Consider the following 23,926-nt stretch of genomic DNA (forward strand, 5'->3'; position numbering starts at 1 on the left):
CGCTCAGACGGTCAAAAGCGCATCAACGGTACGGTCGGCGAGTCGGCGGCGGCCCTCCAGGAACGACAGCTCAAGCAGCACGGTGAAGCCGGCGACGGTGCCGCCCGCTTTCTCCACCAGGTCGAGCGTCGCCTTCGCGGTACCGCCGGTGGCCAGCACGTCGTCCACGATCAGCACGCGCTGGCCGGCCACGAACGCGTCCTCGTGCACCTCGAGCGTGGCCTCGCCGTACTCCAGCGCGTACGACTCGGAGTGCACCTTGCGGGGCAGCTTGCCGGCCTTGCGGATCGGGACCACGCCGACGCCCGTCGCGTAGGCAAGCGCGGCCGCGATCACGAAGCCACGCGCCTCCACACCGACGATCACGTCGAACGAATCAGGCCCGTGATGGGCGGCGATCGCGTCGATGGTCTCCTTGAACACCAGGCCGTCGGAGAACAGCGGCATCAGGTCCTTGAAGAGGATGCCCGGCTTCGGAAAGTCCGGCACGTCGAGCGTGCGGCTCGCGACCAGCGTGGCCACGTCGGCGCCGAGGTCACCGGCAGGAGGGGTGGAGGTCACCGGCCCATTCTTCGCGACATCTGCCGCACGCTCTACACCGGGGCCACCCGTGGAACGACGAGGGCCCGCCCGGCAACGCCGGACGGGCCCTCACCTGCGATGCCTAGCGGCGCTTCGTCCCGGTGGGGCCGGGACGCCCGCCACGGTTGCCGGTGGCCGGCCGCTTCGTGGTCGGCCGCGCGCCGACGCGCGGCGTGGAGCCGGCCAGCGCGTGGTCCGAGTCGGAGATCACCGGCTCGGCGCCGCCGGTCTCTGCCGCGCGGTTCGCAAGCGACTGCCGGCGGGCCAGCACCCGCTGGTTGTGCACCCGGATCCGCGGCTCGTAATCCTTGAGCGCGACGAGCACCGGTGTGGCGAAGAACAGCGAGGAGTAGATCGCCAGCGCCATGCCGACGAACAGCACCAGGCCCAGGTCCTCGAGCGTGCGGGCGCCGAAGACGCCGGCGCCGATGAAGAGCAGGCCGCCGACCGGCAGCAGCGCCACGAGCGAGGTGTTGATCGAGCGCATCAGCGTCTGGTTGATGGCCAGGTTCGCCGCCTCCGCGTAGGTCTGGCCACTGCCCGAGGTGATGCCGCGGGTGTTCTCCTGGACCTTGTCGAAGACCACCACCACGTCGTAGAGCGCGTAGCCGAGGATCGTCAGGAAGCCGATGACAGTCGACGGCGAGACCTCGAAGCCGACGATCGAGTAGACGCCCGCGGTCAGGATCAGGTCGAGCAGCAGCGAGACCACGGCCGCGACCGCCATCCGCCACTCGAACCGGATGACCAGGTAGAGCGAGACCACCGCGACGAAGACCAGCAGCGCCAGGATCGCCCGCTCGGTGACCGAAGCGCCCCACGCGCCGGAGACGTTGCTGCCGGAGATCGTGGCCGGGTCCGCGCTGAGTGTCTCCGCGATCGAGTTCTTGATCGTGATCGAGTCCTCCGGCGTGACCTCGCCGGTCTTGACCAGGATCTGCCCGGTGGTGTCGTCACCGACCTGCTGCGCGGACTCGACCTTGACGCCCTCCTCGTTCACGGCCTCGATGCCCTTGGTCACCGCGTCCGACACCTGGTCGATGGTGCGGCCCGCGGCCGGCACCGTGAACTCGGTGCCGCCGGTGAACTCGATGCCGAGCGTGAAGCCGCGCAGCGCGAAGCTGCCGAGCGCGATCAGGACGCCGATCAGGGCAACCGTGAACCACATCTTGCGGCGGCCGATGATGTTGAGGCCGGCGTCGCCCCGATAGAGGCGACTGGCAAGACCTTCCTTGGCCATGTCAGGCCTCCTTCACGCGCGACGAGCGCGGCTTGACGGTGGGGTCGGCGACGGTCGGCTTCTGGGACAGGACCCGGCCCAGACCGCTGACCCGCGGCGACAGGAACGCCCGGGTCCGGGCGAACATGGTCATCACCGGGTGCCGGAACAGGAACACGACCACGAGGTCGAGCACCGTGGCCAGACCCAGCGCGAACGCGAAGCCCTTCACCTGGCCGACCGAGACGATGTAGAGCACGACCGCGGCCATCAGCGAGATCGCGTTGGCCGAGATGATCGTGCGGCGGGCACGGGTCCAGGCCCGGCCGACCGCACTGCGCGGGCTGCGGCCCTCGCGGATCTCGTCCTTCAACCGCTCGAAGTAGATGATGAACGAGTCGGCCGCGACGCCGAGTGACACGATGAAGCCCGCGATGCCGGCGAGCGTCAGCGTGAAGCCGATCTGCCGGCCGAGCACGACCAGGGCGCCGTAGGTGAGCAGCGCCGAGAGGATCAGGCTCAGGAAGATCACGGTGCCGAGCAGGCGGTAGTAGAAGAACGCGTAGATCGCGACCAGCAGCATGCCAAGGCCGGCCGCCAGCAGACCGGCGCGCAGCTGCTCCGCGCCGAGCGTGGCAGACACGTTCTGCGCCTCGTCGGCCACGAAGGTCAGCGGCAGCGCGCCGTAGCGCAGCTTCGAAGCCAGCTCGTTCGCCGAGGCGCTTGTGAAGCTGCCGGTGATCTGCGAGTCACCGGTGAGCACAGCCTGGATCTCCGGCGAGGAGATGACCTGGTTGTCGAGCACCACCGCGACGCGGCAGCGGCTGCCGTCACCGAGCGCGGTCTGGTCACACGCCGAGCCCTCGTTGTTGTAGGCCTCGCGGGTGAGCGCGGTCCACTTCGCCTGGCCCTCGCCGGTGAAGTCGAGGCTGACCACCCAGTCGCCGCGCTGCTGGTCGAGCACGCCGCTGGCGCTGCCGACGTCGGTGCCGAGCACCTTCGCCACGTCAAGCAGGTACTTCGCGCCGGACTCGCACGCCACGGCCTGCTTGGTCTCGTCGACGATCGAGCCGGGCCGGCGGCCGTCAAGCATCGCGCAGGTGATCTGCGGGACGTTGAACTGCATGGCCGGATCGAGCGCCCAGACCTCGGTCTCCGGGTTCAGCGTGCTGAACGGCGCCAGCGTCTCGGCAAGCGTCGGATCGGTGGTGAGGTCCGCGACAGCGGTCAGGCCGGTGGCGGCCGCCCAGGCGGCGTCACCGACCTTCTTCTGGATCTCGGTGCGGACCGCGGCCACGTCCGTGCTGACAGGTGCCGGGGCCGCGGAGGCGCTTGCGGCAGGCGTCGCGGTCGCGGACGGCGCGGCGGACGCGGACGGGGTGGGCGTGGCCGACGCCTGTGCGCCGCCGCCCTGGCCACCCGTGCCGCCGCCGGTGCCGCCGCTTGCGGACGGGCTGGAGGTCACCGCGGCGCCGGTCGGGCTCGCGCCCGCGGACGGGCTGGCGCCGGGCGACCCGGACGGTGCCGGCTCGGCCGAGACGCTTGCCTGCGGCGCGACACCGCTGCCGTCCGCGGCCTTCAGCACCTTCCGGAAGCGCAGCTGGGCGGCGTCGCCGACCTGCTTGAGATCGTCGCGGTTCTCACCGGCCAGCGAGATGACGATGTTCCGGTTGCCCTCCACCACCACCTCGGCCTCGGAGACGCCGAGCGCGTTGACCCGGCTCTGGATGATCTCTCGGGCCTCTTCGAGCTGCTCCGCCGGCGGATCCGATCCGTCCATGGTGGTGGCGGTGTACGTGACCCGGGTGCCGCCGATCAGGTCCAGGCCCAGCTTGGGCTCCAGACGATCGGCGAAGCTCGACTTGCCGGGAACGCCGACGAAGAAGACCATGAGGAAGAGGACGACGAAGATCAGGCCGAGCACGGCGAGTTGCCGCCCGGGGCGCATCTGTCCCTGAGGTGGTGCCACGGCTGTTGAGTTCCTTTACGGGCCTGGTGGCCGCCGGTGGGGCGGCTTGGGTGGAGCGCCGACGCGAACCGGCGAGGAGCGTGATGGTGCAACGAGACACGCCCGCGAACGGGAGCACCTCGCGCGATTATCCAACAACTTCAATGAGCCCTTGTGAAGGGGTCACTCCTTGACAACGTCCTTGCTGTCCAGTGAGGCACGCTTTGAGTCGACAACCGTGTCGCCGGCCGGCACGACAGCGTCGTCCACCGTGGTGGTGTCCGCGGTCGCGATGGTCTCGGCGGTGTCGGTCTTCGTGACGACGCGGGCGATCGCCGGGCGCGCGAAGCGCAGGAAGACCTCCGGGTGCGCCTCGATCGTGACGGTGTCGTCGTCGTAACCGGCCACGACGCCGTGCAGTCCGCCGATCGTGACGACCTCGTCGCCGACCGCGATCTCACTCTGCATCCGCTCGGCCTCTTTGCGGCGCTTCTGCTGCGGGCGGATCATCATGAAGTACATGAGGCCCATGAGACCGGCCATCATCAGGATCATCGTGAGGCCGCCGCCGGAGCCGCCGCTCGCGGCTTGTGCGTAGTTTTCTAACACGCTGAGACCTTCCAGCTGGTCCGCCCCGCACGTCGCCTAGCGCAGGCGGGGAGGCAGATTAATGTCTATCGGATCGCGGCGAGTGTAGCCCCTGTGACTGAAAACTCGGTGTAGGGGCGTGCACTCTGTTGATCCATGATTACTGAGCAATTCTCGATCCGGCGAGCAGGGACGGGTGGACGGACTCACTCTCCGCCCCGGGAGAACAGATCCGGCTGACCCGGCGATATCGGGCCCGGCGGCGTCTTGCCGAGGTGGCGCCAGGCAGCCTCGGTCGCGACCCGGCCGCGCGGCGTGCGTGCAAGCAGCCCGGCCCTGACCAGGAACGGCTCGCACACCTCCTCGACCGTGTCCGGCTGCTCACCCACGGCCACTGCAAGCGTCGACAGGCCGACCGGCCCGCCGCGGAACGACGTCACAAGCGCGTGCACGACTGCCTTGTCCAGCCGGTCCAGGCCCAGCTCGTCGACGTCGTAGACCTTGAGCGCGGCCCGGGCCACGTCGCGGGTGACCACGCCGTCCGCGCGCACCTCAGCGAAGTCGCGCACCCGGCGCAGCAGCCGGTTCGCGATGCGGGGTGTGCCCCGGGAGCGGCGGGAGATCTCGGCGGCGCCGTCGTCCGTGATCGGGACGCCGAAGATGCCGGCCGAGCGGCGGATCAGCGCCTCCAGGTCGGCCGGGTCGTAGAAGTCCAGGTGCGCGACGAAGCCGAACCTGTCGCGCATCGGGCCGGTCAGCAGGCCGGACCGGGTGGTGGCGCCGACAAGCGTGAACGGCTCCACGTCAAGCGGGATCGCGGTGGCGCCCGGTCCCTTGCCGACGATCACGTCGACCCGGAAGTCCTCCATCGCGCTGTAGAGCAGTTCCTCGGCCGGGCGCGCGATGCGGTGGATCTCGTCGATGAACAGTACGTCGCCCTCGGAGAGGCTGGTGAGGATCGCGGCCAGGTCGCCGGACCGCTCGATCACCGGGCCGCTCGTGGTACGGATGCCGACACCGAGCTCCGCCGCGACGATGTTGGCAAGCGTTGTCTTGCCGAGGCCGGGCGGCCCGGAGAGCAGGATGTGGTCCGGCGGGGCGCCGCGGCCGAGCGCGCCCTTCAGCAGCAGGTCGAGCTGGTCGCGCACCCGGTGCTGCGCGATGAACTCGTCCAGCCGCTTCGGCCGGACGCTTACCTCGGCCTCCCGCTCGGCCGGCAACGCGTAGGCCGAGACGACCGCGTCGTCGTCGGTCATCGGGTCTTACCGAGTAGCCGGATCGCCTGCTTGAGCAGCTGCGGCACCGGCGGCGTCGGCCCCTCGACGGTCTCCGCGACCATGGCCACGGCCTGGTCGGCCTGGCTCTGCGTCCAGCCGAGGCCGGTCAGCGCCTGCCCGACCTGCCCCTGCCAGGCGCCGGAGTCCGGGCCGGTGACGCCGTCCGCGCCGATCGGCAGCGGCCCGATCTTGTCGCGCAGCTCCAGGACCAGGCGTTCCGCGCCCTTCTTGCCGACCCCTGGCACCCGGGTGAGCGTGGCGGTGTCGCCTCCGCCGATCGCCCGGCGCAGCACTTCCGGCGTGTGCACCGCGAGCGCGGCCTGCGCCAGGCGCGGTCCCACGCCGGTCGCGGTCTGCAGCAGCTCGAACAGGTGCTTCTCGTCGTCGTCGGCGAAACCGAAGAGCGTGAGCGAGTCCTCCCGGACCACGAGCGAGGTGGCGAGCCGGGCCTCCTCGCCGACGCGCAGGCCGGCAAGCGTGTTCGGGCTGCACTGGACGGCCATGCCGACGCCGCCGACCTCGATCACGGCGGTCTGCGGCGCGACGGCCAGCACCTTCCCGCGGACGCTGGCGATCATCGGGGCCCTCCTCGTTGGCGTACCCGTGCGGCTTGCTCGGTCTTGCTCTTCTGCACCGCGGCCTCCACCTTCGCCGCGGCGGCGGCCACCCGGGCCCGGGTACCACCTCGCCAGACGTGGCAGATGGCGAGCGCGAGCGCGTCCGCGGCGTCCGCGGGCTTCGGCGGCGCGTCCAGCCGGAGCAGGCGCTGGACCATGGTGATCATCTGGGCCTTGTCGGCGGTTCCGGAGCCGGTGATGGCGGCCTTGACCTCGCTCGGCGTGTACGTCTCGACGGCTATCCCGCGGCGGGCGCCGGAGAGCACGGCGACGGCACTGGCCTGCGCGGTGCCCATCACGGTGCGCACGTTGTGCTGGGCGAAGACCCGCTCGACCGCGACGCTCTCCGGCTCATACCGCCCGACCAGCGCGTTCAGCTCGGTCTCCAGGCGCAGCAGCCGCAGCGGCAGGGCGTCGTCGGGGTCGGTGCGGACCACGTGGTACGCCACGAGCGTGCACGGCCGGCCGGGCACGCCCTCGACCACGCCCACACCACACCGCGTCAGTCCCGGGTCGATGCCGAGCACACGCACGCGCCCACCCCTCCCCGAGCTTGGCCGCACATACGTTCGACACCTTAGCGGGGCGGTGCGTCGGGGCCGACGGCGACACGCCTCGCTCAGGCCTTGATCGACCGCATCACGTGGTCGACGATCTTCTCGGGGTAGGTCTCGTCGCCGTCGAAGCGAGGGCTCCAGCGCAACAGCTTCTGCATCAGCAGCGGGCCGGTGATCGCGCTCATCGTCAGCTCGACGTCCAGGTCGGCGCGGAGCTGCCCGCGTGCGACGCCCCGGTTCAGCACGTCGCGCATCACCTGGCGGCGGGGTTCCACTATCTGCTGGTACGCCGCGTACTGCTCCGGGCTGCGCATCGCCTCGGGCATCAGGCAGGGCATGATCTTCGCGGCCCGCGGGTCCCGGCTGTGGCCGATCGCGCGCGCGAGCACCAGCAGGTCCTCGCGGACGTCACCGGTGTCCGGCATCGCCGGCGGCGCCTTCAGCCGGACGAGCGCGTCGTGCAACAGCGCCTCCTTGCCGGCCCAGCGCCGGTAGATGGTCGCCTTGCCGACGCCGGCCCGCGCGGCGATCGCCTCGATCGCGAGCGCCTCGATGCTGCCGCCCTCGGCCAGCAGGTCGAGCGTGGCCTCGATGATCGCCTCGTCCGCCCGGTTGCTCCGCGGACGGCCCGGCGCGCGTGGCTCGGGAGATCGCGGCACGTCCGGCGCGGTGAGTGTCATGGACCCATTCTCCTTGATCTTGTTTCCATCGGCCAGCGCCACTCTGCGGATGCGGCCGGCGCCCGGATCTCCTGAGAGGTCCGGGCGCCGGCACTGCGACATCAGCGGTTGTCGGCGTCCACCAGGGCCGGGTCTCCCCCGGCCTCGGCGACCTCTTCGCGGACCCGCTCGACCGTGGACTCCGGCGCGCGGGTCGGGCGGCCGGGCAGCCAGGTGAGCGAGACCAGCGCGCCGATCAGCACGATCACTGCCGCACCGAGCGCGGAGGTGTGCATCGCGTTCACGAACGCGCTGTTCGCGGCCGTGATGAGCGCGCCGCCCTGCGGACCGGCCTGGGCAGCCACCGCGTACGCGCCGGCGATCGACTCGGAGGCCGCCTCGCGAGCGGCGTCCGGCAGCCCGGTGAGTGCGTCGTCGACCTGGGCGCGGTAGACCGCGGCCAGGACTGAGCCGAGCACCGCGATGCCGAGCGCGGCCGCGACCTGCCGGATCGTGTTGCTGATCGCGGAGCCGACACCGGCCCGCTCACGCGGCAGCGTCGACATGATCGCCTCCATGGCCGGCGGCATGATGTTGGCCATGCCGGCGCCCTGGACGAAGAAGAGCACCGCGACCACCCAGATCGGGGTGTCCACGCCGACGGTCATGAAGCCGACCAGCGACAGGCCGACAAGCACCAGGCCGGTGACGGAGACGGCCTTGCCGCCGAAGCGGTGCACCATCGCGGCGCTGCGCGGGGCGAACGCCAGCTGCGCCACCGCGAACGGCAGAAGCAGCAGGCCGGTCTGCAGCGGCGTGTAGCCGCGCACCAGCTGCAGGTAGAAGGCCATGAAGAAGAACGTTCCCATGCTTGCGAAGAACGTCAGGCCGATGGACGCGATCGAGGCGGAGAACTGGCCGTTGCGGAACAGCTTCACGTCGAGCGAGGGGAACTCGTAGTGCCGCTCCCAGAAGATGAACCCGGTCAGTACCGCCACGCCGGCCACGATGAACGCCCACACCTCGGGCTGGTCGAAGCCGTTCTCGCCGCCGTCGATGATGCCGTAGACGAGCGAGGTCAGGCCGACCACGGAGAGCAGCACGCCGACCAGGTCGATCTTGCCGGGGTGCGGGTTGCGCGACTCCGGGACCAGCACCGCGATCAGCACCATGCCGAGCACGACGATCGGGACGTTGATCAGGAAGACCGAGCCCCACCAGAAGTGCTCGAGCAGGAAGCCGCCGAGGATCGGGCCGATCGCGACCGCGAGGCCGACCGAGCCGGCCCAGAGACCGATCGCCTTGGCGCGCTCACGCGGGTCGAAGACGACCGAGATGATGGAGAGCGTGACCGGCATGATCGCCGCGCCGCCGAGACCCATCAGCGCGCGCATCGCGATCAGCTGCTCCGGGCTCTGCGCGTAAGCGGAGGCAAGCGAGCTGAGGCCGAAGATCGCCAGGCCGAACAGCAGGAAGCGCTTGCGCCCCCACCTGTCGCCGAGGATGCCGAAGCTGAACAGCAGCGCGGCGAAGACCAGGGTGTACGAGTTGACGGCCCACTCGAGCTGGGCCTGAGTGGCGCCGAGGCCCTCATTCGGGTCGGCGAGCACCCGGATCGCCACGTTGAGGATCGTGTTGTCGAGCACGACCACGAGCAGGCTGACCACGAGGACGCCGAGAATGGCCCAGCGCCGCGGGTGACCGGTATTGGTCTGCGGATCCATCCGCGTCCCCCCAAGGACTAAATACGATACGGAACGGTCCCGTATCCCAACGAGGAGACTACGCCGCCCCTTTGCGATACGGAACCGTTCCGTATCATAAGTGGTCCCGGTCACGGCTTGTGCTGGTCGTACCCCGTCCCGTTGCACTGCCGGCCGCCGTTCACGCAATGCTTGATGACCTCGGCCTGCCGCGCCGGATCCCACCCGTTCATGAAGTCGAAGTGGAACGTGTTCGCCGCGCCGGACGCGTACACAAGCCCCTTCGTCACACCACCCGGCAGCTTGTAGGGAACCTTCATCTCGAACATCGGCAGCGGCACCGGGTGGTCCGCCGGGCAGACCCCCTTCACCGGCCACGCCATGTGCGACTTGTGGTCCGCCGTGTCCAGATGCACGCCGTCCCAGCAGCTCGGCGCCTTGTACCTGACGATCAGCGACGACCCGTCCGGGCACGACGCCGGGATCTGCGTCCCGGTCTCCCCACCACAGCTCCACGTGCCGCCGAACTGCTCACCGGCCGGCGCCTTCGCGTTGCCGACAAGCAGCCGGAACCCGGCCGGGAACGGCTGCACGGTCCGGTAGTCGTCGACGCCCGACTTGTAGTAGACCGTCACCTGCTGCGGCGTCACCGGCGCGCCGTTGAGCAGCAGCGTCGGGAACCAGTAGGACGACGCGTCCTTCGGATCCTGACACGACGTCTTCCCGCCGATCAGCTTCTCCGGCGTGGACGACGCGTCAGTGCTGGGATTCCCGACGAACGTGTGCTCATGCGACGCCCCCGGCAGCCCCGGGAAGACGATCGGATCGTCACTGCGCCGATGCGTCATCGTGCAGTTCGCCGCCACCTCCCGATACTGCGCCTGCGGCGGCTTACCGGCGAACGTCGGCACACTCACCGGAGTGGTCGCCGTCGGCGCGGTCCCCCCTGGTGCGGGCGCCGCCGGAGTGGTCGCCCCAGGAGTCGTCGAGGCAGGCGCGGACGGCGCGGCGGTCGTCGCCGGCACACACGGCGGCGCCGTGAACCCGACATCTGCCGCAGGCGTCTCATAGCCCGCGGGCACGCAGGTCGGCAGCACCAGCGCGGGCGCCGACGATCCACCCGCGGTCGGAACTGTGGTCACGCCACAGGCACTCACCGCCAGCGCAAGCGCCACGACCGGCACCAGGCGGCTCAGGCGTTGGGATATCACGGCTTCCTTCCGGCAGACGGGCATCGAGGCCGCACCCGGCAACGGATCCAGCCACCAGCACGCTAGATCCGGCGAAGCCCCATTTCCTGAGCCGAAAGTCCCAGACGAGAATCAAGGAAAGTTCACAGGCTTTAAAGCGGCTTTCCCGCTCTGCGGGTGGTTGCGGCCCGCACGCTCCCGCGGGCACCGGTCGTCGCCCAGGGGCTCCTCCCTTCCACTCCCGCGCGGCGCCGGCCCAGAGCGAAACCCACTGACAGTTCGCGCGGCGTCAGGTGTGCTGACGGCCCTGCCAGCGAAGGACGGCCTCGGTGCGGTTGCGGACGCCGAGCTTGGCGAAGACGGCGTGCAGGTGGTTCTTGACGGTTTTCTCGGTGAGGCCCAGACGCTCCGCGATCACCACGTTCGCCAGGCCCTCGGCGACCAGGTGCAGCACGTCCTGTTCGCGGCGGGTCAACCCGTACCCCCGCCGGGTCGCCTGATGCCGTTGATCTGCGCGCGCCCCGGCCTCGGCCGCCTCCTGCGCCCGGCGCAGCGACTCGGCGGCCACTGTGGCAGCGGTCGGCGACAGCCAACTGCGCCCGGACGCCACCACGCTCACCGCCCGCACCAGCTCGGCCGGGTCGAAATCGCCGTGCACCAGATAGCCGCGGGCGCCGCCACGCAACATCTCCCGGACCACCACGTCGCTGTCGTCGCTCGTCAGCGTCAGGACCGCGGTCAGCCGGGCCAGCTCAGCCACGATCGACAGCCCGTCGGCGATCGGCATGCGGTAATCAAGCAACGTCACATGCGGGCGCAACCGGCGCGCCGCGTCGAGCGCGGACCTGCCATCACCGGCCTCGCCCACCACAAGCGCGACGCCTGACGCATCCAGGTGCGCCCGGAGCGCATCCCGGATGATCGGATTGTCGTCCACCACAAGTACCCGGATCATGCGGTGAACCCGGTGGGCAGCGGTGCACGGACGCGGAGAAGAGAGCCCTCGCCAGGTGCCGAGAGCATCTCGGCCGCGCCACCCACGCCGCCGGCCCGCTCGTGCACGCCGACCAGGCCGAGATGTCCGGCGGCCCGCAGCGCGTCCAGATCTCCGGCGGCGAATCCGATGCCGTCGTCGGCCACAGTCAGCTCGACCTCGCCCGGATGTGCGGTGACCTGCACCCACACCCGGGACGCCCGCGCGTGACGCTCCACGTTGACCAGGCCCTCACGCAGAATGCGAAGCAGCTCATAGCGGGTCTCCAACGGCGGGTCGACGTCATCGATCCGGACCTGGGTCCGGACGCCGGTGCGAAGCTCCCAGTCCCGGCAGGCACGCGCCACGCCGAACCCGAAATCCTGGCCCGGATCGTCGGCACGCAGACCCTCCATCAGCTCGCGCGCCTCCCGGGCCGCAACCTCGGCACCGCGGGACACCGTGTCGGCCAACTGCTCGGCCAGCGCGGGGTGGCGGCGCAGCGACTGCGGCAGCGCGACCGCGGCGAACGAGACGCCACGCAACGTCTTCGCCACCGAGTCGTGCAGCTCACGGGCCAGCCGGGCCCGCTCGGACGCGGCGGCGGAACGCTGCGCGGAGGCGACCACCGCGACGGTCAACTCCACGTAGCGGACCAGGGCGGCGGTCGCCACTGTCGCACCGACGCCGGCCAGCAGACCGAGCACCGGGAACGCGGCCACGAACGCGGTAACCTCCGGCGACGGGCGGCTCTGCCGCAGCAGGACCGCGGCGGCCCCGAACCCGAGCGCGGCCTGCCCCACCCAGAGCGGCAGCGCCCGCATCCCGAGCAGCGCGCCGCCAAGCGCGGCCGCACCCGCCGAGTAGCAGAAGAACGCCATGCCGCCACGACTCAGCGCGAGGACGCCGCCGGCTACCAGCAGGTCGGCGAGCAGGGCCGGCCACGGATGCCGGACCAGCGCACCAGGCCGCCGGGTGAGCACCGCGACCTGCGCCGCGGTCGACACCACGACCAGCACGATCACGGCAGCCACCCGCCAGCGCTCCGCGACCAGCAGCACGCCGGCGGCGGCCGCGGTCACCGTCACGACCGCGCGGCCGAGCAGCACCGCGCGGGCGATCGCGGCGGGAGCGACAAGCTGGCCGTCGTTCCTGTTCACGGCGCTGTCCTGATCACGGCGCAGCCCCTGATCAGGGCGCAGCCCCTGATCACGGCGCAGCCCTGTTCACGGTTCGACCCTGCGTCCCACGGCGCGCCCAGGCCACGCCGCAGCCCTTTCGACGTGGCCCCGTTCACGACACGATCCTGCCCACCGGCCGGCCACGGCCGCGTGATCGACGTGGCCCATTCACGACGCGGCCCGCCATGCAACGCGATCCTGCTGCACGACACGGCCCGTTCGCAGCGCGGCCCGCCATACAACGCGATCCCGCTGCACGACACGGCCCGTTCGCAGCGCGGCCCGCCATACAACGCGACCCTGCTGCACGACCCGGCCCGTTCGCAGCGCGGTCCAGGCCCATGGGCCGACCGGTGCGCACGGGTCCGACCGTTTTCGTGGCGCGGCCCTGGCCGCTTTCGTAGGACGGCCCTGGTCATGGCGATGTGAAGGCGACATCGTCGATGAAGAAGCGGTAGGCGTTGGGCACGGCCTCGGTGGCGATCTCCAGGTCGATGCGCCGGATCGGGCCGCCGGTGGGAAGCAGGTCCGCGACCGGGACAGTGAACGAGACCCACTCGTCGACCGGCGCGTTCAGCGTGGCAGGGCGGTCGTGGGAAAACGCCGTCGTCGGGGAGAGCGCGAGCCGGGCGACCGTACCGTGCAGGCGCCCGCCGTAGATCCGCAGCTTAAGCACGGTGCCGTCGGCGACGGTGAACGGCTCGGACGCAATCAGCGAAACCGACGCGGTCTTCTCCTTGGGTTCGACCCGGAGCGCCACGATCTCGGTGCCAGGTACCAGGCCGGCCGGGACCACCTTGACGCCGACGCCCTCGGCCGTCCAGCCGGAGCCGAGTGCGGTGGTGTAGGCGGCACACGCGGGCCGCGGGGAGGAACCCGCCGCCACGCATCCGGCCGGACCGGAACTCGTACTCGGCGACGCGGGTGCACTCGCACTCGGGCTGGGACTGGGACTCGAACTCAGAACCGGACCGGGACTCGCGGGCTGCGACGTGACCACCGATGGCGGCTGGGACGCGGCGGCCGGGAGCGCCGGCTCGTCGGGTGGGGCGATCAGCGGCGGCACGGCCACGGTGACCACGCCGACCGCGACGGCGAGCGCGGCATAGCGCCCCCACCGGGGCCGGGTCGTCTCCGCTGCTGCCTGCACGCTGTGCCGCCTCACCGCTGGGTTGCCACCGGCGCGAGCCCGCCGGGTCAAAGCGGGATCTTAACGACCCTACGTCCGGCACACCGAGAGAGCCTTCTCCAGCAGCTCAGCGCGCTGGGCCCGCAGCCCTCCACACGCGGGCGAAGAACTCCGGTGCAAACGCCACCCGCCGCATCACCGGAAGCCGCGTGACGGAACCGCCGAGCAAGGCCACGTGACGGAAACGCGAAACGAGAACCCCTGGCGGAGCCGCAGAGCAAGGGGCCGCCTGGCGGAACCGCGGAACAAGAGCCGCGCGACGGAACCGCAGAACAAGAGCGGCCCGGCGGAGCCGCGGAGCAAGAGCCGCCCGGCGGAGCCGCGGAGCAAGAGCCGCCCGGCGGAGCCGCGGAGCAAGAGCCGCCCGGCGGAAACCCGGAACAAGAGCCGCCCGGCGGAAACCCGGAACAAGAGCCGCCCGGCGGAAACCCGGAACAAGAGCCGCGCGACGGAACCGCAGAACAAGAGCCGCCCGGCGGAGCCGCGGAGCAAGAGCCGCCTGGCGGAAACCCGGAACAAGAACCCCTGGCGAAGCCGCGGAACAAGACCCCGTGACGGAAACGCGGAACAAGACTCCCTGGCGAAGCCGCGGACAAGACCACGTGGCGGAACCGCGGACAAGACACCATCACGAAAGGTGTGGCAGCGGAAACTGTGTCCGGGCGGCTGCCGCATGAATCTTCATGACCACAAGATCGCCAGGAGTGATTGAAGATCCTTGCGGCTATGGTGGCCCTTTGAAGGAGTCGGAAAGGGCCACCAGAGCCGCAAGGATCTTGAGTCCTATCAGGTGGACTTCAGCTCCCGGAATCTGGCGGCTGCCACGCGGATCGCCGGTCTCGGATGAAGCGGCCAGCCGCAGCATCACTCAATCGCACGAGCGGGAAGCGGGAAGCGGGAAGCGGGAAGTGGGCGAATGTGCCTGGGCCCGGATGTGGATGATCCCCCGGCGTGTGGGCCGAGGGATCAGCTACGTGCGGGGCGGGCGGTCACTCCTCGTCGAGGGCGGCCATGACGTCGTCGGGGATGTCGAAGTTGCCGAAGACGTTCTGGACGTCGTCACAGTCCTCGAGGACGTCGATCAGTTTGAAGATCTTGCGGGCGCCCTCCTCGTCGAGGGGGACGTTGACCGAGGCGACGAAGTTGGAGTCGGCCGAGTCGTACTCGATTGTGTTGTCCTGGAGGGCGGAGCGCACGGCGGGCATGTCGGTGGGCTCGGAAACGATCTCGAAGGCCTCGCCGATGTCGTTGACCTCTTCGGCGCCGGCGTCGATCACGTACATGAGCAGGTCGTCCTCGGTGAGACCGTCGGTCTTCGGGACGATGACCACGCCCTTGCGGGAGAACATGTAGGCCACCGAGCCGGCGTCGGCGAGGTTGCCGCCGTTGCGGGTCAGCGCGGTACGCACCTCTGTCGCGGCGCGGTTGCGGTTGTCGGTCAGGCACTCGATCAGGAGGGCGACGCCGCTCGGGCCGTAGCCCTCGTACATGAGCGTCTGCCAGTCGGCGCCGCCGGCCTCCAGGCCGGAGCCGCGCTTGACCGCGCGGTCGATGTTGTCGTTCGGCACCGAGCTCTTCTTCGCCTTCTGGATGGCGTCGAAGAGCGTCGGGTTGCCGGCCGGGTCGCCGCCGCCGGTGCGGGCCGCGACCTCCACGTTCTTGATTAGCTTGGCGAACATCTTGCCACGCTTGGCATCGACGACGGCCTTCTTGTGCTTGGTGGTTGCCCACTTGGAGTGGCCGGACATCACATGCCTCCCGTAGTCGCGTCTGTCTAACTAATGCCCGCCCCACGCCATCTCGACGTCGTGCCAGCCGCATCGTCGCGCAAGCCCGACGCTGCGCTAGCTGCTCCGTCTAGCAAGCCCGACGATGCAGTTAGCCGCTTCGTCTGGCAAGCCCGACGCCGCGCTAGCCGCTCCGTCTCGCAAGCCCGACGCCGCGCTAGCCGCTCCCGTCTAGCAAGCTCGACGATGCGCTAGCCGCTCCGTCTCGCAAGCTCAACGAAGTACCTGTGCACCCGGAGATCACCCGTGAGTTCAGGGTGGAAGGCGGTGGCGAGCAGGTGCCCCTGCTGAACCGCAACAATCCTACCGGCGGCCGCACCGGACGTGACGCGGCCCAGCACCTGCGCGTCCGGGCCGACCTCCTCGACCCACGGCGCGCGGATGAAGACCGCGTGGAACGGGTCGCCGTCGATGCCGTCGAGCTGAACCGCGGCCTCGAACGAGTCGATCTGCCTGCCGAACGCGTTGCGCCGCACCGTCATGTCGATGCCGCCGAACGAGGGGCGGTCGGGGCGCCCGTCGAGCACGGTCCCGGCCAGCAGGATCATGCCGGCGCAGGACCCGTACACCGGCATGCCGCCGTTGATCCTTTTTTGCAGCGGCTTGAAGAGGCCGAACTCGGCGGCCAGGTTGGAGATGGTGGTGGACTCGCCGCCCGGGATGACCAGGGCGTCGACCGAGTCGAGTTCCGCGGGGCGGCGGACCGGGCGGGCGAGCGCGTCGCACTCGGCGAGCGCGGACAGGTGCTCCCGGACGTCGCCCTGCAGGGCGAGGACGCCGATCGTCAGGTCGCTGCTCACCAGCCCCGCTCCTGGAGGCGGTGCGGCACCGGGATGTCGTCGACGTTGATGCCGACCATTGCCTCGCCGAGGCCGCGGGAGACCTTCGCGATCACGTCCGGGTCGTCGTAGAACGTGGTCGCCTTGACCACTGCGGCGGCGCGTTGTGCGGGGTTGCCGGACTTGAAGATGCCGGAGCCGACGAAGACGCCCTCCGCGCCGAGCTGCATCATCATCGCGGCGTCGGCGGGCGTGGCGATGCCGCCCGCGGTGAACAGCACGACCGGGAGTTTGCCGGTCTCGGCGACCTCTTTGACCAGGTCGTACGGCGCCTGCAGTTCCTTCGCGGCGACGTAGAGCTCGTCCTCGGGCAGCGAGGTGAGCCGCTTGATCTCGCCACGGATCTTCCGCATGTGCGTGGTCGCGTTGGAGACGTCGCCGGTGCCGGCCTCGCCCTTGGAGCGGATCATGGCGGCGCCCTCGGTGATTCGGCGCAGCGCCTCGCCCAGGTTTGTCGCGCCGCAGACGAACGGCACCGTGTACGCCCACTTGTCGATGTGGTTCGCGTAGTCGGCCGGGGTGAGCACCTCGGACTCGTCGATGTAGTCGACGCCGAGCGACTGCAGCACCTGCGCCTCGACGAAGTGGCCGATCCGCACCTTCGCCATGACCGGGATCGACACGGTCGCGATGATGCTCTCGATCATGTCAGGGTCGCTCATCCGGGACACGCCGCCCTGGGCGCGGATGTCGGCCGGCACGCGTTCCAGTGCCATGACCGCCACGGCCCCGGCGTCCTCCGCGATCTTGGCCTGCTCCGCCGTGACCACGTCCATGATCACGCCGCCCTTGAGCATCTCGGCCATGCCGCGCTTCACGCGGGCGCTGCCGGTGCCGGGCTGACCTGGGGTTTCTGTGTCGGACACGGGACGCTCCTCGGGAGTCGGGTTGACCACGGGAAGCGTACGCGCGAGTGGTTGCCGAACCGACGGCCAATTCGACCCCCGGTGGCCTGCGCCAAGACCGCCAGGGCTCTGATCGCGACCAGCGGCGGAACCGGCGGCCCGCGGGAGCGTGCGGGTCGCCACCAACCGCCCAGGTGGGTAGATCTGCCTTTTAGAAAGTCACGCGCGGGGTCGGTGTGTCCTGCGGCGCGAGCTGGCGCGGCGGCTCGGTCAGCGACGGCGTCAGCGTCGGCTCGTCGATGTCGAAGTAGCGCGGCCGTTCGTGGGCGCGGGCCATGCCGAGCACCCGGACCAGCGGGCGGTCGCGGTTGATCAGGGCGTCGCGGACCGAGTCCGTGTAGACCTGGCGGGCGAGCGCGACGCGGCGGCTGGCCGCGATGACCGGCTCGAGGACCGCGAGCTCCGCGGCCGGCGGGAGGCGGCGGAGCTGGCGGGTGAGGTCGTTCTCCGCGGCTTCCCGGTCGCCGGTGTCCGCGTCCAGCTCGGCGGCCGCGTCCCGATCCTGGACGGCGCCCTTGATCGTGGAGCCGGCGTCGATCGCGATGTGCGCGGCCGCGTACAGCTCGACCATGTCGAGCTGCTCGGCGAGCACGGCGGCGGCCGCGGCCCGGCGGAGCAGGTGGGCGTCGAGCGCGGCGGCGGCCGACTCGGCGCGCGCGTGCAGGCGCTCGACCCGGCGCTCGGTCCAGATGAGATAGACGGCGAGGAGCATGACCGAGGTGGCGAGGCCGGCCCACCACCACATGCTTGGCATCGTGGTCACTCGATCACCGGCGGGACTTCCAGCACGCGTCCGCCGGTGGCTTCGATCGCGGTCTCGTAGACCTCGAGGACGCGGCGGGCGACGGACGGCCAGTCGAACGCGTCGACCGCGCGGCGGGCGTGCGCGGATAGCTCGGCGCGGCGGGCGGGGTCGTCGAGCAGGCCGGCCAGCGCGTGCTCCAGCGCGGTCGCGTCGCCGACCGGGAAGAGCACCGCGGCCCGGCCGTTGTCGACCACCCGGCGGAACGCGTCGAGGTCGCTGGCGACGATTGCGGCGCCGGCGGCCATCGCCTCGGTGAGGATCATGCCGAACGACTCGCCGCCGGTGTTCGGCGCCACGTAGACATCCACGCTGCGTAACATGCGAGGTTTGTCCTGCTCGGAGATCAGCCCGAGGAACGTGACCCGGTCTCGTAGGTCCGCCGGAATATCGGCTGTTAAATCTGACATGTCGCCCGGTCCGGCCACGAGTAGCCGCAGCCCGGGACGCGTGCGGGCCAGCGCCACCCACGCCTCGCGCAGGATCGGGAACCCCTTGCGCGACTCGGTGAACCGGCCCAGGAAACCTATCGCGCCGCCCTCGCCGGGCCAGCCGTCAAGCGGCCGTGCGTCGGCGAACTTGGCCACGGCCACGCCGTTCGGGATCTCGACCGCGCCGCCGTCCAGGTGCTCGACCTGCACACGGCGGGCCAGCGCGCTCACCGCGATCCGCGCGGTGACCCGCTCAAGCACGATCTGCAACACGTTCTGTACGGCCGCGAGCGCGCGGGACCTGGTCATCGCGGTATGGAACGTGGCCACCACCGGGCCGGTCGCGGAGAGCACGGCCAGCAGCGACAGGCTCGGCGTGAGCGGCTCGTGCACGTGCAGCACGTCGAAGTGGCCGCGGGCCAGCCAGCGCCGGACCCGGGCCGTGGAGACCGGCCCGAACGAGATGCGCGCGACCGACCCGTTGTACGGCAACGGCACCGCCCGCCCGGCCGCCACCACGTAGGGCGGCAGCGCGGAGTCCTCGTCCGCCGGGGCCAGCACGCTCACCTCGTGCCCGAGGCTGATCAACGCCTCGGCCAGGTCCATCACGTGGTTCTGCACGCCGCCGGGTACGTCGAAGGAGTACGGGCACACGATGCCGATCCGCACTCGTACCCCCTCAGACCGACGCTTGCGCGGGTTCGTCGACCCACACGCGTTGCAGCATGTGCCAGTCTTCCGGGTGCTCCGCGATGCCTGCCGCGAGCCGGTCCGCGATCTCCTGGGTCAGGTGCCGCACCCGCTCCTCAGTGGTGCCCTCCGCGGGCACCGGGATCGGGCCGACCAACCGGCCGTGGGCGACGCCGTCCGGATCGTTCCACATCGGCACCGCGTAGAGCGGGGCGCCGGTGCGCAGCGCGAGCAGCGCGGGGCCGCCGGGCATGCGGGCACGCCCGCCGAAGAACTCCACGTCCACGCCGCGCTTGGAGAGGTCACGGTCGGCGAGCAGCGGCACGATGTAGCCGTCGCGGAGCTTCTCGGCGAGCAGGTCGAGCGGGGCCCGCTCGGCGCCGCTGGTCGGGATGATCTCCATGCCGAGCGCACGGCGGAACGCCAGGAACTGCTGGTAGACGCCCTCCGGTTTGAGCCGCTCGGCGACGGTTATCAGCTTCCAGCCGTGGCCGTTGGCAGCCCAGGCGCCGGCCGCCTCCCAGTTGCCGCCGTGCGGCAGCGCCAGGATCACGCCGCCGCCCTGCTCGGCGATCCGGGCCAGCACGTCCTCACCGTCGAAGCGGAATCGGCGCAGGTGGTCCGCCCGGGAGAAGGTGTGCAGCCGGAACGTGTCCATCCAGTAGCGGGCGTAGGACCGCATGCCCTGCTTGACCAGCGCGTCGAGTTCTGAATCGGATATGTCGGGCTTGACCCGGCGCAGATTGGCGCGCAGCCGCTCGACGCCCTTGCCGCGTTTGCGGGTGGCCCGATCCGCGCCCGCGTGGAAGACCGCGACGGCGACCCGCTCCGGCAGCCAGGAGACGACCTTCCACCCGGCGCGGAAGCCGAACTCGGCGAAACCGCTCATGCGACTGTCTCGCTCAACGCCGCTTGGTCCTGCTTGTAGACATGGCGGAGGCGCTGCCAGGCCGTGACGATCGACAGGACCGCGAGGATCCAGATCACCGCCTGCAGGCCCCAGAGCACGCCGAAGCCTGTGGTCGCCGCGCCGAGGCCGATGCCGATCAGGCGCTCGGACCGCTCCACCAGGCCGACGTTGCAGGTGAAACCGAGGCCCTCGGCCCGCGCCTTCACGTACGAGACCAGGACGCTCGCGACAAGGCAGACAAGCGCAACCGTCGCGGTGGTCCAGTCGTCGTGCACGCCGAACCAGTAGACGAGCGAACCGAAGATCGCGGCGTCCGCGACCCGGTCCATGCTCGAGTCGAGCAAGGCGCCGAACTTCCCGTTCGGCCCCGGGCGCAGCCGGGCCATCGTGCCGTCGATCATGTCGGTGAGGCAGGCGACGGTGACGAAGATGCCACCGATGATGAAGTGGCCTCGGGTGCCGAAGAAGACGGAGCCGAAGACCACGCCGATCGTGCCCGCGACCGTCACCGCGTTGGGCGTGACGCCCACGCGCAGCAGGACGCGACTGATCGGTTCGATGATGTGAGCCATCCCGGCGCGCGCCGAGACCGAGAGGATCTTTGCCATGGCCGTCCCACCATAGCGACACGTCGCTCAGCGCGACACTGCACGCGCGGATAGCCGACGCATGGACGGACGTTTGCCTACGGGTTGCCACCGGCCTGTCACATCAGGCAACGTGACCCGTATCACCTTGCGAAACTGCAGGCTGTTAGCGGCGGCACGGATGCCTGTTAGGGGATCATCGCCGTCGCCTCTACGCGACGGGGCACGAAACGACCCTAGGGAGGTGCGCCGATCATGGCGCAGAAGACACAGGAAAGCACTGCGCCGGTGGTGGACGAGCCCGGCAGGGTACGCAACGTGGTGCTCGTCGGACACTCCGGCGCCGGCAAGACCACGCTTGTCGAGGCGCTGCTTGCCGCGACCGGCACGGTGACCCGCACCGGCAGTGTGACCGACGGCACCACGGTCTGCGATCAGGACCCGGCCGCGATACGGCAGCAGCGTTCCGTCACGCTCGCCTGCGCGCCGCTGATCCACGACGGCATCAAGGTGAACCTGCTCGACACGCCCGGGTACGCGGACTTCGTCGGTGAGCTGCGCGCCGGGCTGCGCGCCGCCGACGCCGCGCTCTTCGTGGTCTCCTCGGTCGACGGCATGGACGCGGCCACTGCCGCGCTGTGGGCGGAGTGCGCCGCCGTCGGCATGCCCCGGGCGGTCGCGGTCACCCGGCTCGACCACCCGCGCGCCGACCTCGACGAGACCGTGGCGCTCTGCCAGCGGGTCTTCAGCGACAACGTGCTGCCGCTCTACCTGCCGATGCTCGACGACGACGGCGAGAACGTGACGGGCCTGATGGGCCTGATCACCCAGCGGATCTACGACTACACGAACGGGTATCCGGCCGAGGTCCGCGCGCCGGACCCAGAGCACTTCGGCGCGATCGAGGAGGCCCGGAACGAGTTGATCGAGGGCATCATCGCGGAGTCCGAGGACGAGACGCTGATGGACCGCTACCTGGCCGGCGAGCAGATCGACGTCGACGTGCTCATCGCGGACCTGGAGCGTGCGGTCGCCCGCGGCCACTTCTACCCGGTCGTCCCGGTCTGCGCGCCGGACCGGGTCGGCCTGGACGTGCTGCTTGAGCTGCTCACCAAGGCGTTCCCGTCCCCGCTCGAGCACGACCTGCCCACTGTCACAGGCCTGGACGGCTCCGCCCGTGAGCCGCTCACCTGCGACCCGGACGGCCCGCTCGTCGCCGAGGTGGTCAAGACCACGATCGACCGGCACGTCGGCCGCGTGTCGCTGGTCAGGGTGTTCTCCGGCACACTCACGCCGGAGAAGGTGGTGCACGTCTCCGGGCACGGCCTCGCCTCCCGCGGCCACCCGGACCATGACGCGGACGAGCGGGTCGCGCACATCTACTCCCCGCTCGGCACCGCGCTCCGCGAGGTCACCTCGTGCATCGCCGGCGACATCTGCGCGATCACCAAGTCCGGCAGCGCGGAGACCGGCGACACCATCTCCACCAAGGACCTGCCGCTGCTCGTCGAGCCGTGGGACATGCCGGAGCCGCTGCTGCCGGTCGCGGTCGTCGCCAAGTCCCGCTCCGACGAGGACGCGCTTGCGAAGAACCTCGGCCGGCTCGTCGCCGGCGACCCCACGCTGCGGCTCGAGCGCAACCCGGACACGCACCAGCTGGTGCTCTGGTGCATGGGCGAGGCGCACGCGGACGTGGTGCTCGACCGGCTGCGTACCGGCGGCGTCGATCTGGACACCGAGCCGGTCCGGGTCGCGCTCCGGGAGACGTTCGCCGGGCCCGCGCAGGGCCACGGCCGGCACGTCAAGCAGTCCGGCGGCCACGGCCAGTACGCGGTCTGCGACATCACCGTCGAGCCGCTGCCGGCCGGGAGCGGCTTCGAGTTCGTGGACCGGGTGGTCGGCGGGTCCGTCCCGCACAACTACATCCCGTCCGTGGAGAAGGGCGTGCGCGCCCAGATGGAGCGCGGCATCGCGGCCGGCTACCCGATCGTCGACCTGCGCGTCACGCTCGTCGACGGCAAGGCGCACAGCGTCGACTCGTCCGACGCCGCGTTCCAGACCGCAGGTGGGCTCGCGCTCCGCGACGCCGCCGAGAAGGCCGCGATCACGCTTCTCGAACCGGTCGACGAGGTCACCATCCGCGTCCCGGACGCCTACGTCGGCGCCGTGATGAGCGACCTGTCCGGCCGGCGCGGCCGGGTGCAGGGCAGCGAGTCGGACCCGGACGGCGACGGCACGCTGATCCGCGCCGAGGTCCCCGCCACCGAGCTGGTCCGGTACGCCGTCGAGCTGCGCTCGATGACCTCCGGCGCCGGCACGTTCGGCCGGGAGTTCGCCCGCTACGACCAGATGCCCGCGCACCTGGCCGACGCGGTGAAGAAGGAGCACGCCCCGTCCTAACCCCGCACTTCACGGCCCGGGACCGCTACGTCCCGGGCCGTCGCCTTTCAAGCCACGTTCCTTTCCCGTTTCCGCGCGGGTGCGGGCCGTCGCAGCGCGGACCGTCCGCAGTGCGGGTGCGGGCCGCGACGGTCTCCGGTCGGTGCCTGGTGCGGCCCGTCGTGGCCTCCGGTCCGGGGGTGGTGACCGAAACTCTGCGCTCACATCACCGATCCCGCCCAACTGACGCGGCGCCGGTTGTGGGGTGGTCGCGGAAGTGCGCACCGATGCGCGGGAGTCGTTGCGGGCCAGGCGCCCGGGGCACACTCTCGGCCGCGTCGGATCCGGGCTTCCTAGGAGGCTAGCTGGATTGCCTTCCTGCTGTCCCGCAAGCCTCGCCGGAAGCCCTGCTGCGCTCCACGCCTATCCATCACCGCCGCCGGTAAGCGACGTAGGCGGGACCGGGGCTCGAAGAGGGCCCGCCGCGCCCGAAATTTCGGTTTATGTCGAGGCAGCACGAGGAGTGACGTTGCCGACATGAACGCTAGCCACGTAATAAGCGCATCATTACGTGCCTAGCGTTCATGTCAGCGGTTGATGCTTCTCGATCTCATGCTTGATCAGCTCGCATCGGGCTCGCGAAGCCGCCCCTTGAGACTCCAGTGGCGGCTGCGGCAGGGCAAATCACCAGGAAGCGGTCACGGCGCCATCCGAGGCTCCGGCGTCGATCACTCTCCGCGGAGAACCGTCGGAGCGAGGCCCGACAGAGCGAGACCCGATGGAGGACCAGCGGCGCGAGAATTCGATGCAGGACCGCCCGAGCGGAAGCACGAAGGCAGATCCGGGCGCCCGCCGCCGGGGTTCGGAGACCGTTCGCGATCCGGAGGTCGCGGCGGGGGACGGGACCTGCGAC

20 protein-coding genes and 1 pseudogene are annotated in these 23,926 nt (G+C 70.6%); 1 reads left to right on the plus strand and 20 read right to left on the minus strand.

Annotated features, from left to right (window positions below; all coding sequences use genetic code 11):
* Positions 1-3: 3 nt before the first annotated feature.
* The 20 genes and pseudogenes from ACIA8K_RS04430 to pgsA all read right to left on the minus strand — a co-directional run bounded on the left by ACIA8K_RS04430 (position 4) and on the right by pgsA (position 20,655).
* Positions 4-561 carry an adenine phosphoribosyltransferase gene (locus tag ACIA8K_RS04430; RefSeq protein ID WP_396054868.1) on the minus strand — a complete coding sequence of 186 codons (558 nt, stop codon included), beginning with the start codon at positions 559-561 and terminating at the stop codon, positions 4-6.
* 103 nt (positions 562-664) lie between these two features.
* Entirely contained in the window at positions 665-1,822 is a 1,158-nt protein-coding gene (gene secF / locus ACIA8K_RS04435) for a protein translocase subunit SecF (protein WP_396054870.1), read from the minus strand.
* 1 nt (position 1,823) lies between these two features.
* Positions 1,824-3,770 carry a protein translocase subunit SecD gene (secD, locus tag ACIA8K_RS04440; RefSeq protein WP_396054872.1) on the minus strand — a complete coding sequence of 649 codons (1,947 nt, stop codon included), beginning with the start codon at positions 3,768-3,770 and terminating at the stop codon, positions 1,824-1,826.
* 240 nt (positions 3,771-4,010) lie between these two features.
* A pseudogene (yajC, locus tag ACIA8K_RS04445) lies at positions 4,011-4,304 on the minus strand (preprotein translocase subunit YajC); the annotation flags it as partial.
* A gap of 239 nt (positions 4,305-4,543) precedes the next feature.
* Positions 4,544-5,593 (minus strand): Holliday junction branch migration DNA helicase RuvB, encoded by a 1,050-nt coding sequence (gene ruvB, locus ACIA8K_RS04450; RefSeq protein ID WP_396054874.1) that lies wholly within the window; start codon positions 5,591-5,593, stop codon positions 4,544-4,546.
* The gene (gene ruvA, locus ACIA8K_RS04455; protein ID WP_396054876.1) at positions 5,590-6,192 is read right to left on the minus strand and encodes a Holliday junction branch migration protein RuvA; all 603 of its coding nucleotides are present in this window, start codon (positions 6,190-6,192) and stop codon (positions 5,590-5,592) included. The genes ruvB and ruvA overlap by 4 nt, the downstream gene beginning before the upstream one ends.
* A complete protein-coding gene (gene ruvC, locus ACIA8K_RS04460) occupies positions 6,189-6,764 on the minus strand; it encodes a crossover junction endodeoxyribonuclease RuvC (protein ID WP_396054878.1) in 576 nt (191 codons plus the stop codon). The genes ruvA and ruvC overlap by 4 nt, the downstream gene beginning before the upstream one ends.
* Before the next feature lie 86 nt (positions 6,765-6,850).
* Positions 6,851-7,468, minus strand: a complete 618-nt coding sequence (locus ACIA8K_RS04465) for a TetR-like C-terminal domain-containing protein (protein ID WP_396054880.1) — start codon at positions 7,466-7,468, stop codon at positions 6,851-6,853.
* A gap of 101 nt (positions 7,469-7,569) precedes the next feature.
* Entirely contained in the window at positions 7,570-9,171 is a 1,602-nt protein-coding gene (locus tag ACIA8K_RS04470; protein WP_396054882.1) for an MFS transporter, read from the minus strand.
* Between the two features lie 110 nt (positions 9,172-9,281).
* A complete protein-coding gene (locus ACIA8K_RS04475) occupies positions 9,282-10,361 on the minus strand; it encodes a DUF1996 domain-containing protein (RefSeq protein ID WP_396054884.1) in 1,080 nt (359 codons plus the stop codon).
* Positions 10,362-10,629: 268 nt separating this feature from the next.
* Positions 10,630-11,295, minus strand: coding sequence for a LuxR C-terminal-related transcriptional regulator (locus ACIA8K_RS04480; protein ID WP_396054886.1), 666 nt, complete (start codon positions 11,293-11,295; stop codon positions 10,630-10,632).
* Entirely contained in the window at positions 11,292-12,473 is a 1,182-nt protein-coding gene (locus ACIA8K_RS04485; RefSeq protein ID WP_396054888.1) for a sensor histidine kinase, read from the minus strand. Before ACIA8K_RS04485 ends, ACIA8K_RS04480 begins: the two co-directional genes overlap by 4 nt.
* A 436-nt stretch (positions 12,474-12,909) precedes the next feature.
* Positions 12,910-13,644, minus strand: a complete 735-nt coding sequence (locus tag ACIA8K_RS04490; protein ID WP_396054890.1) for a hypothetical protein — start codon at positions 13,642-13,644, stop codon at positions 12,910-12,912.
* Between the two features lie 1,028 nt (positions 13,645-14,672).
* Positions 14,673-15,431 carry a YebC/PmpR family DNA-binding transcriptional regulator gene (locus ACIA8K_RS04495; protein WP_396054892.1) on the minus strand — a complete coding sequence of 253 codons (759 nt, stop codon included), beginning with the start codon at positions 15,429-15,431 and terminating at the stop codon, positions 14,673-14,675.
* 230 nt (positions 15,432-15,661) lie between these two features.
* Positions 15,662-16,270 carry a pyridoxal 5'-phosphate synthase glutaminase subunit PdxT gene (gene pdxT, locus ACIA8K_RS04500; protein ID WP_396054894.1) on the minus strand — a complete coding sequence of 203 codons (609 nt, stop codon included), beginning with the start codon at positions 16,268-16,270 and terminating at the stop codon, positions 15,662-15,664.
* Positions 16,267-17,175 carry a pyridoxal 5'-phosphate synthase lyase subunit PdxS gene (pdxS, locus tag ACIA8K_RS04505; protein ID WP_396054896.1) on the minus strand — a complete coding sequence of 303 codons (909 nt, stop codon included), beginning with the start codon at positions 17,173-17,175 and terminating at the stop codon, positions 16,267-16,269. Before pdxS ends, pdxT begins: the two co-directional genes overlap by 4 nt.
* Before the next feature lie 190 nt (positions 17,176-17,365).
* A complete protein-coding gene (locus ACIA8K_RS04510) occupies positions 17,366-17,968 on the minus strand; it encodes a hypothetical protein (protein WP_396055638.1) in 603 nt (200 codons plus the stop codon).
* Positions 17,969-17,973: 5 nt separating this feature from the next.
* Positions 17,974-19,116, minus strand: coding sequence for a glycosyltransferase family 4 protein (locus ACIA8K_RS04515; RefSeq protein WP_396054898.1), 1,143 nt, complete (start codon positions 19,114-19,116; stop codon positions 17,974-17,976).
* A gap of 10 nt (positions 19,117-19,126) precedes the next feature.
* A complete protein-coding gene (locus tag ACIA8K_RS04520) occupies positions 19,127-20,026 on the minus strand; it encodes a phosphatidylinositol mannoside acyltransferase (RefSeq protein WP_396054900.1) in 900 nt (299 codons plus the stop codon).
* On the minus strand, positions 20,023-20,655 hold the full coding sequence (gene pgsA, locus ACIA8K_RS04525) for a phosphatidylinositol phosphate synthase (protein ID WP_396054902.1): 633 nt from the start codon (positions 20,653-20,655) through the stop codon (positions 20,023-20,025). The genes ACIA8K_RS04520 and pgsA overlap by 4 nt, the downstream gene beginning before the upstream one ends.
* A 234-nt stretch (positions 20,656-20,889) precedes the next feature.
* Between pgsA and ACIA8K_RS04530 the strand changes: the two genes are divergently transcribed.
* On the plus strand, positions 20,890-23,034 hold the full coding sequence (locus ACIA8K_RS04530; protein ID WP_396054904.1) for an elongation factor G-like protein EF-G2: 2,145 nt from the start codon (positions 20,890-20,892) through the stop codon (positions 23,032-23,034).
* The last annotated feature ends 892 nt before the right edge of the window (positions 23,035-23,926 follow it).

It is taken from the genome of Catenuloplanes sp. NPDC051500 (genome assembly GCF_044454585.1).
In the GTDB taxonomy this organism is placed as follows: domain Bacteria; phylum Actinomycetota; class Actinomycetes; order Mycobacteriales; family Micromonosporaceae; genus Catenuloplanes.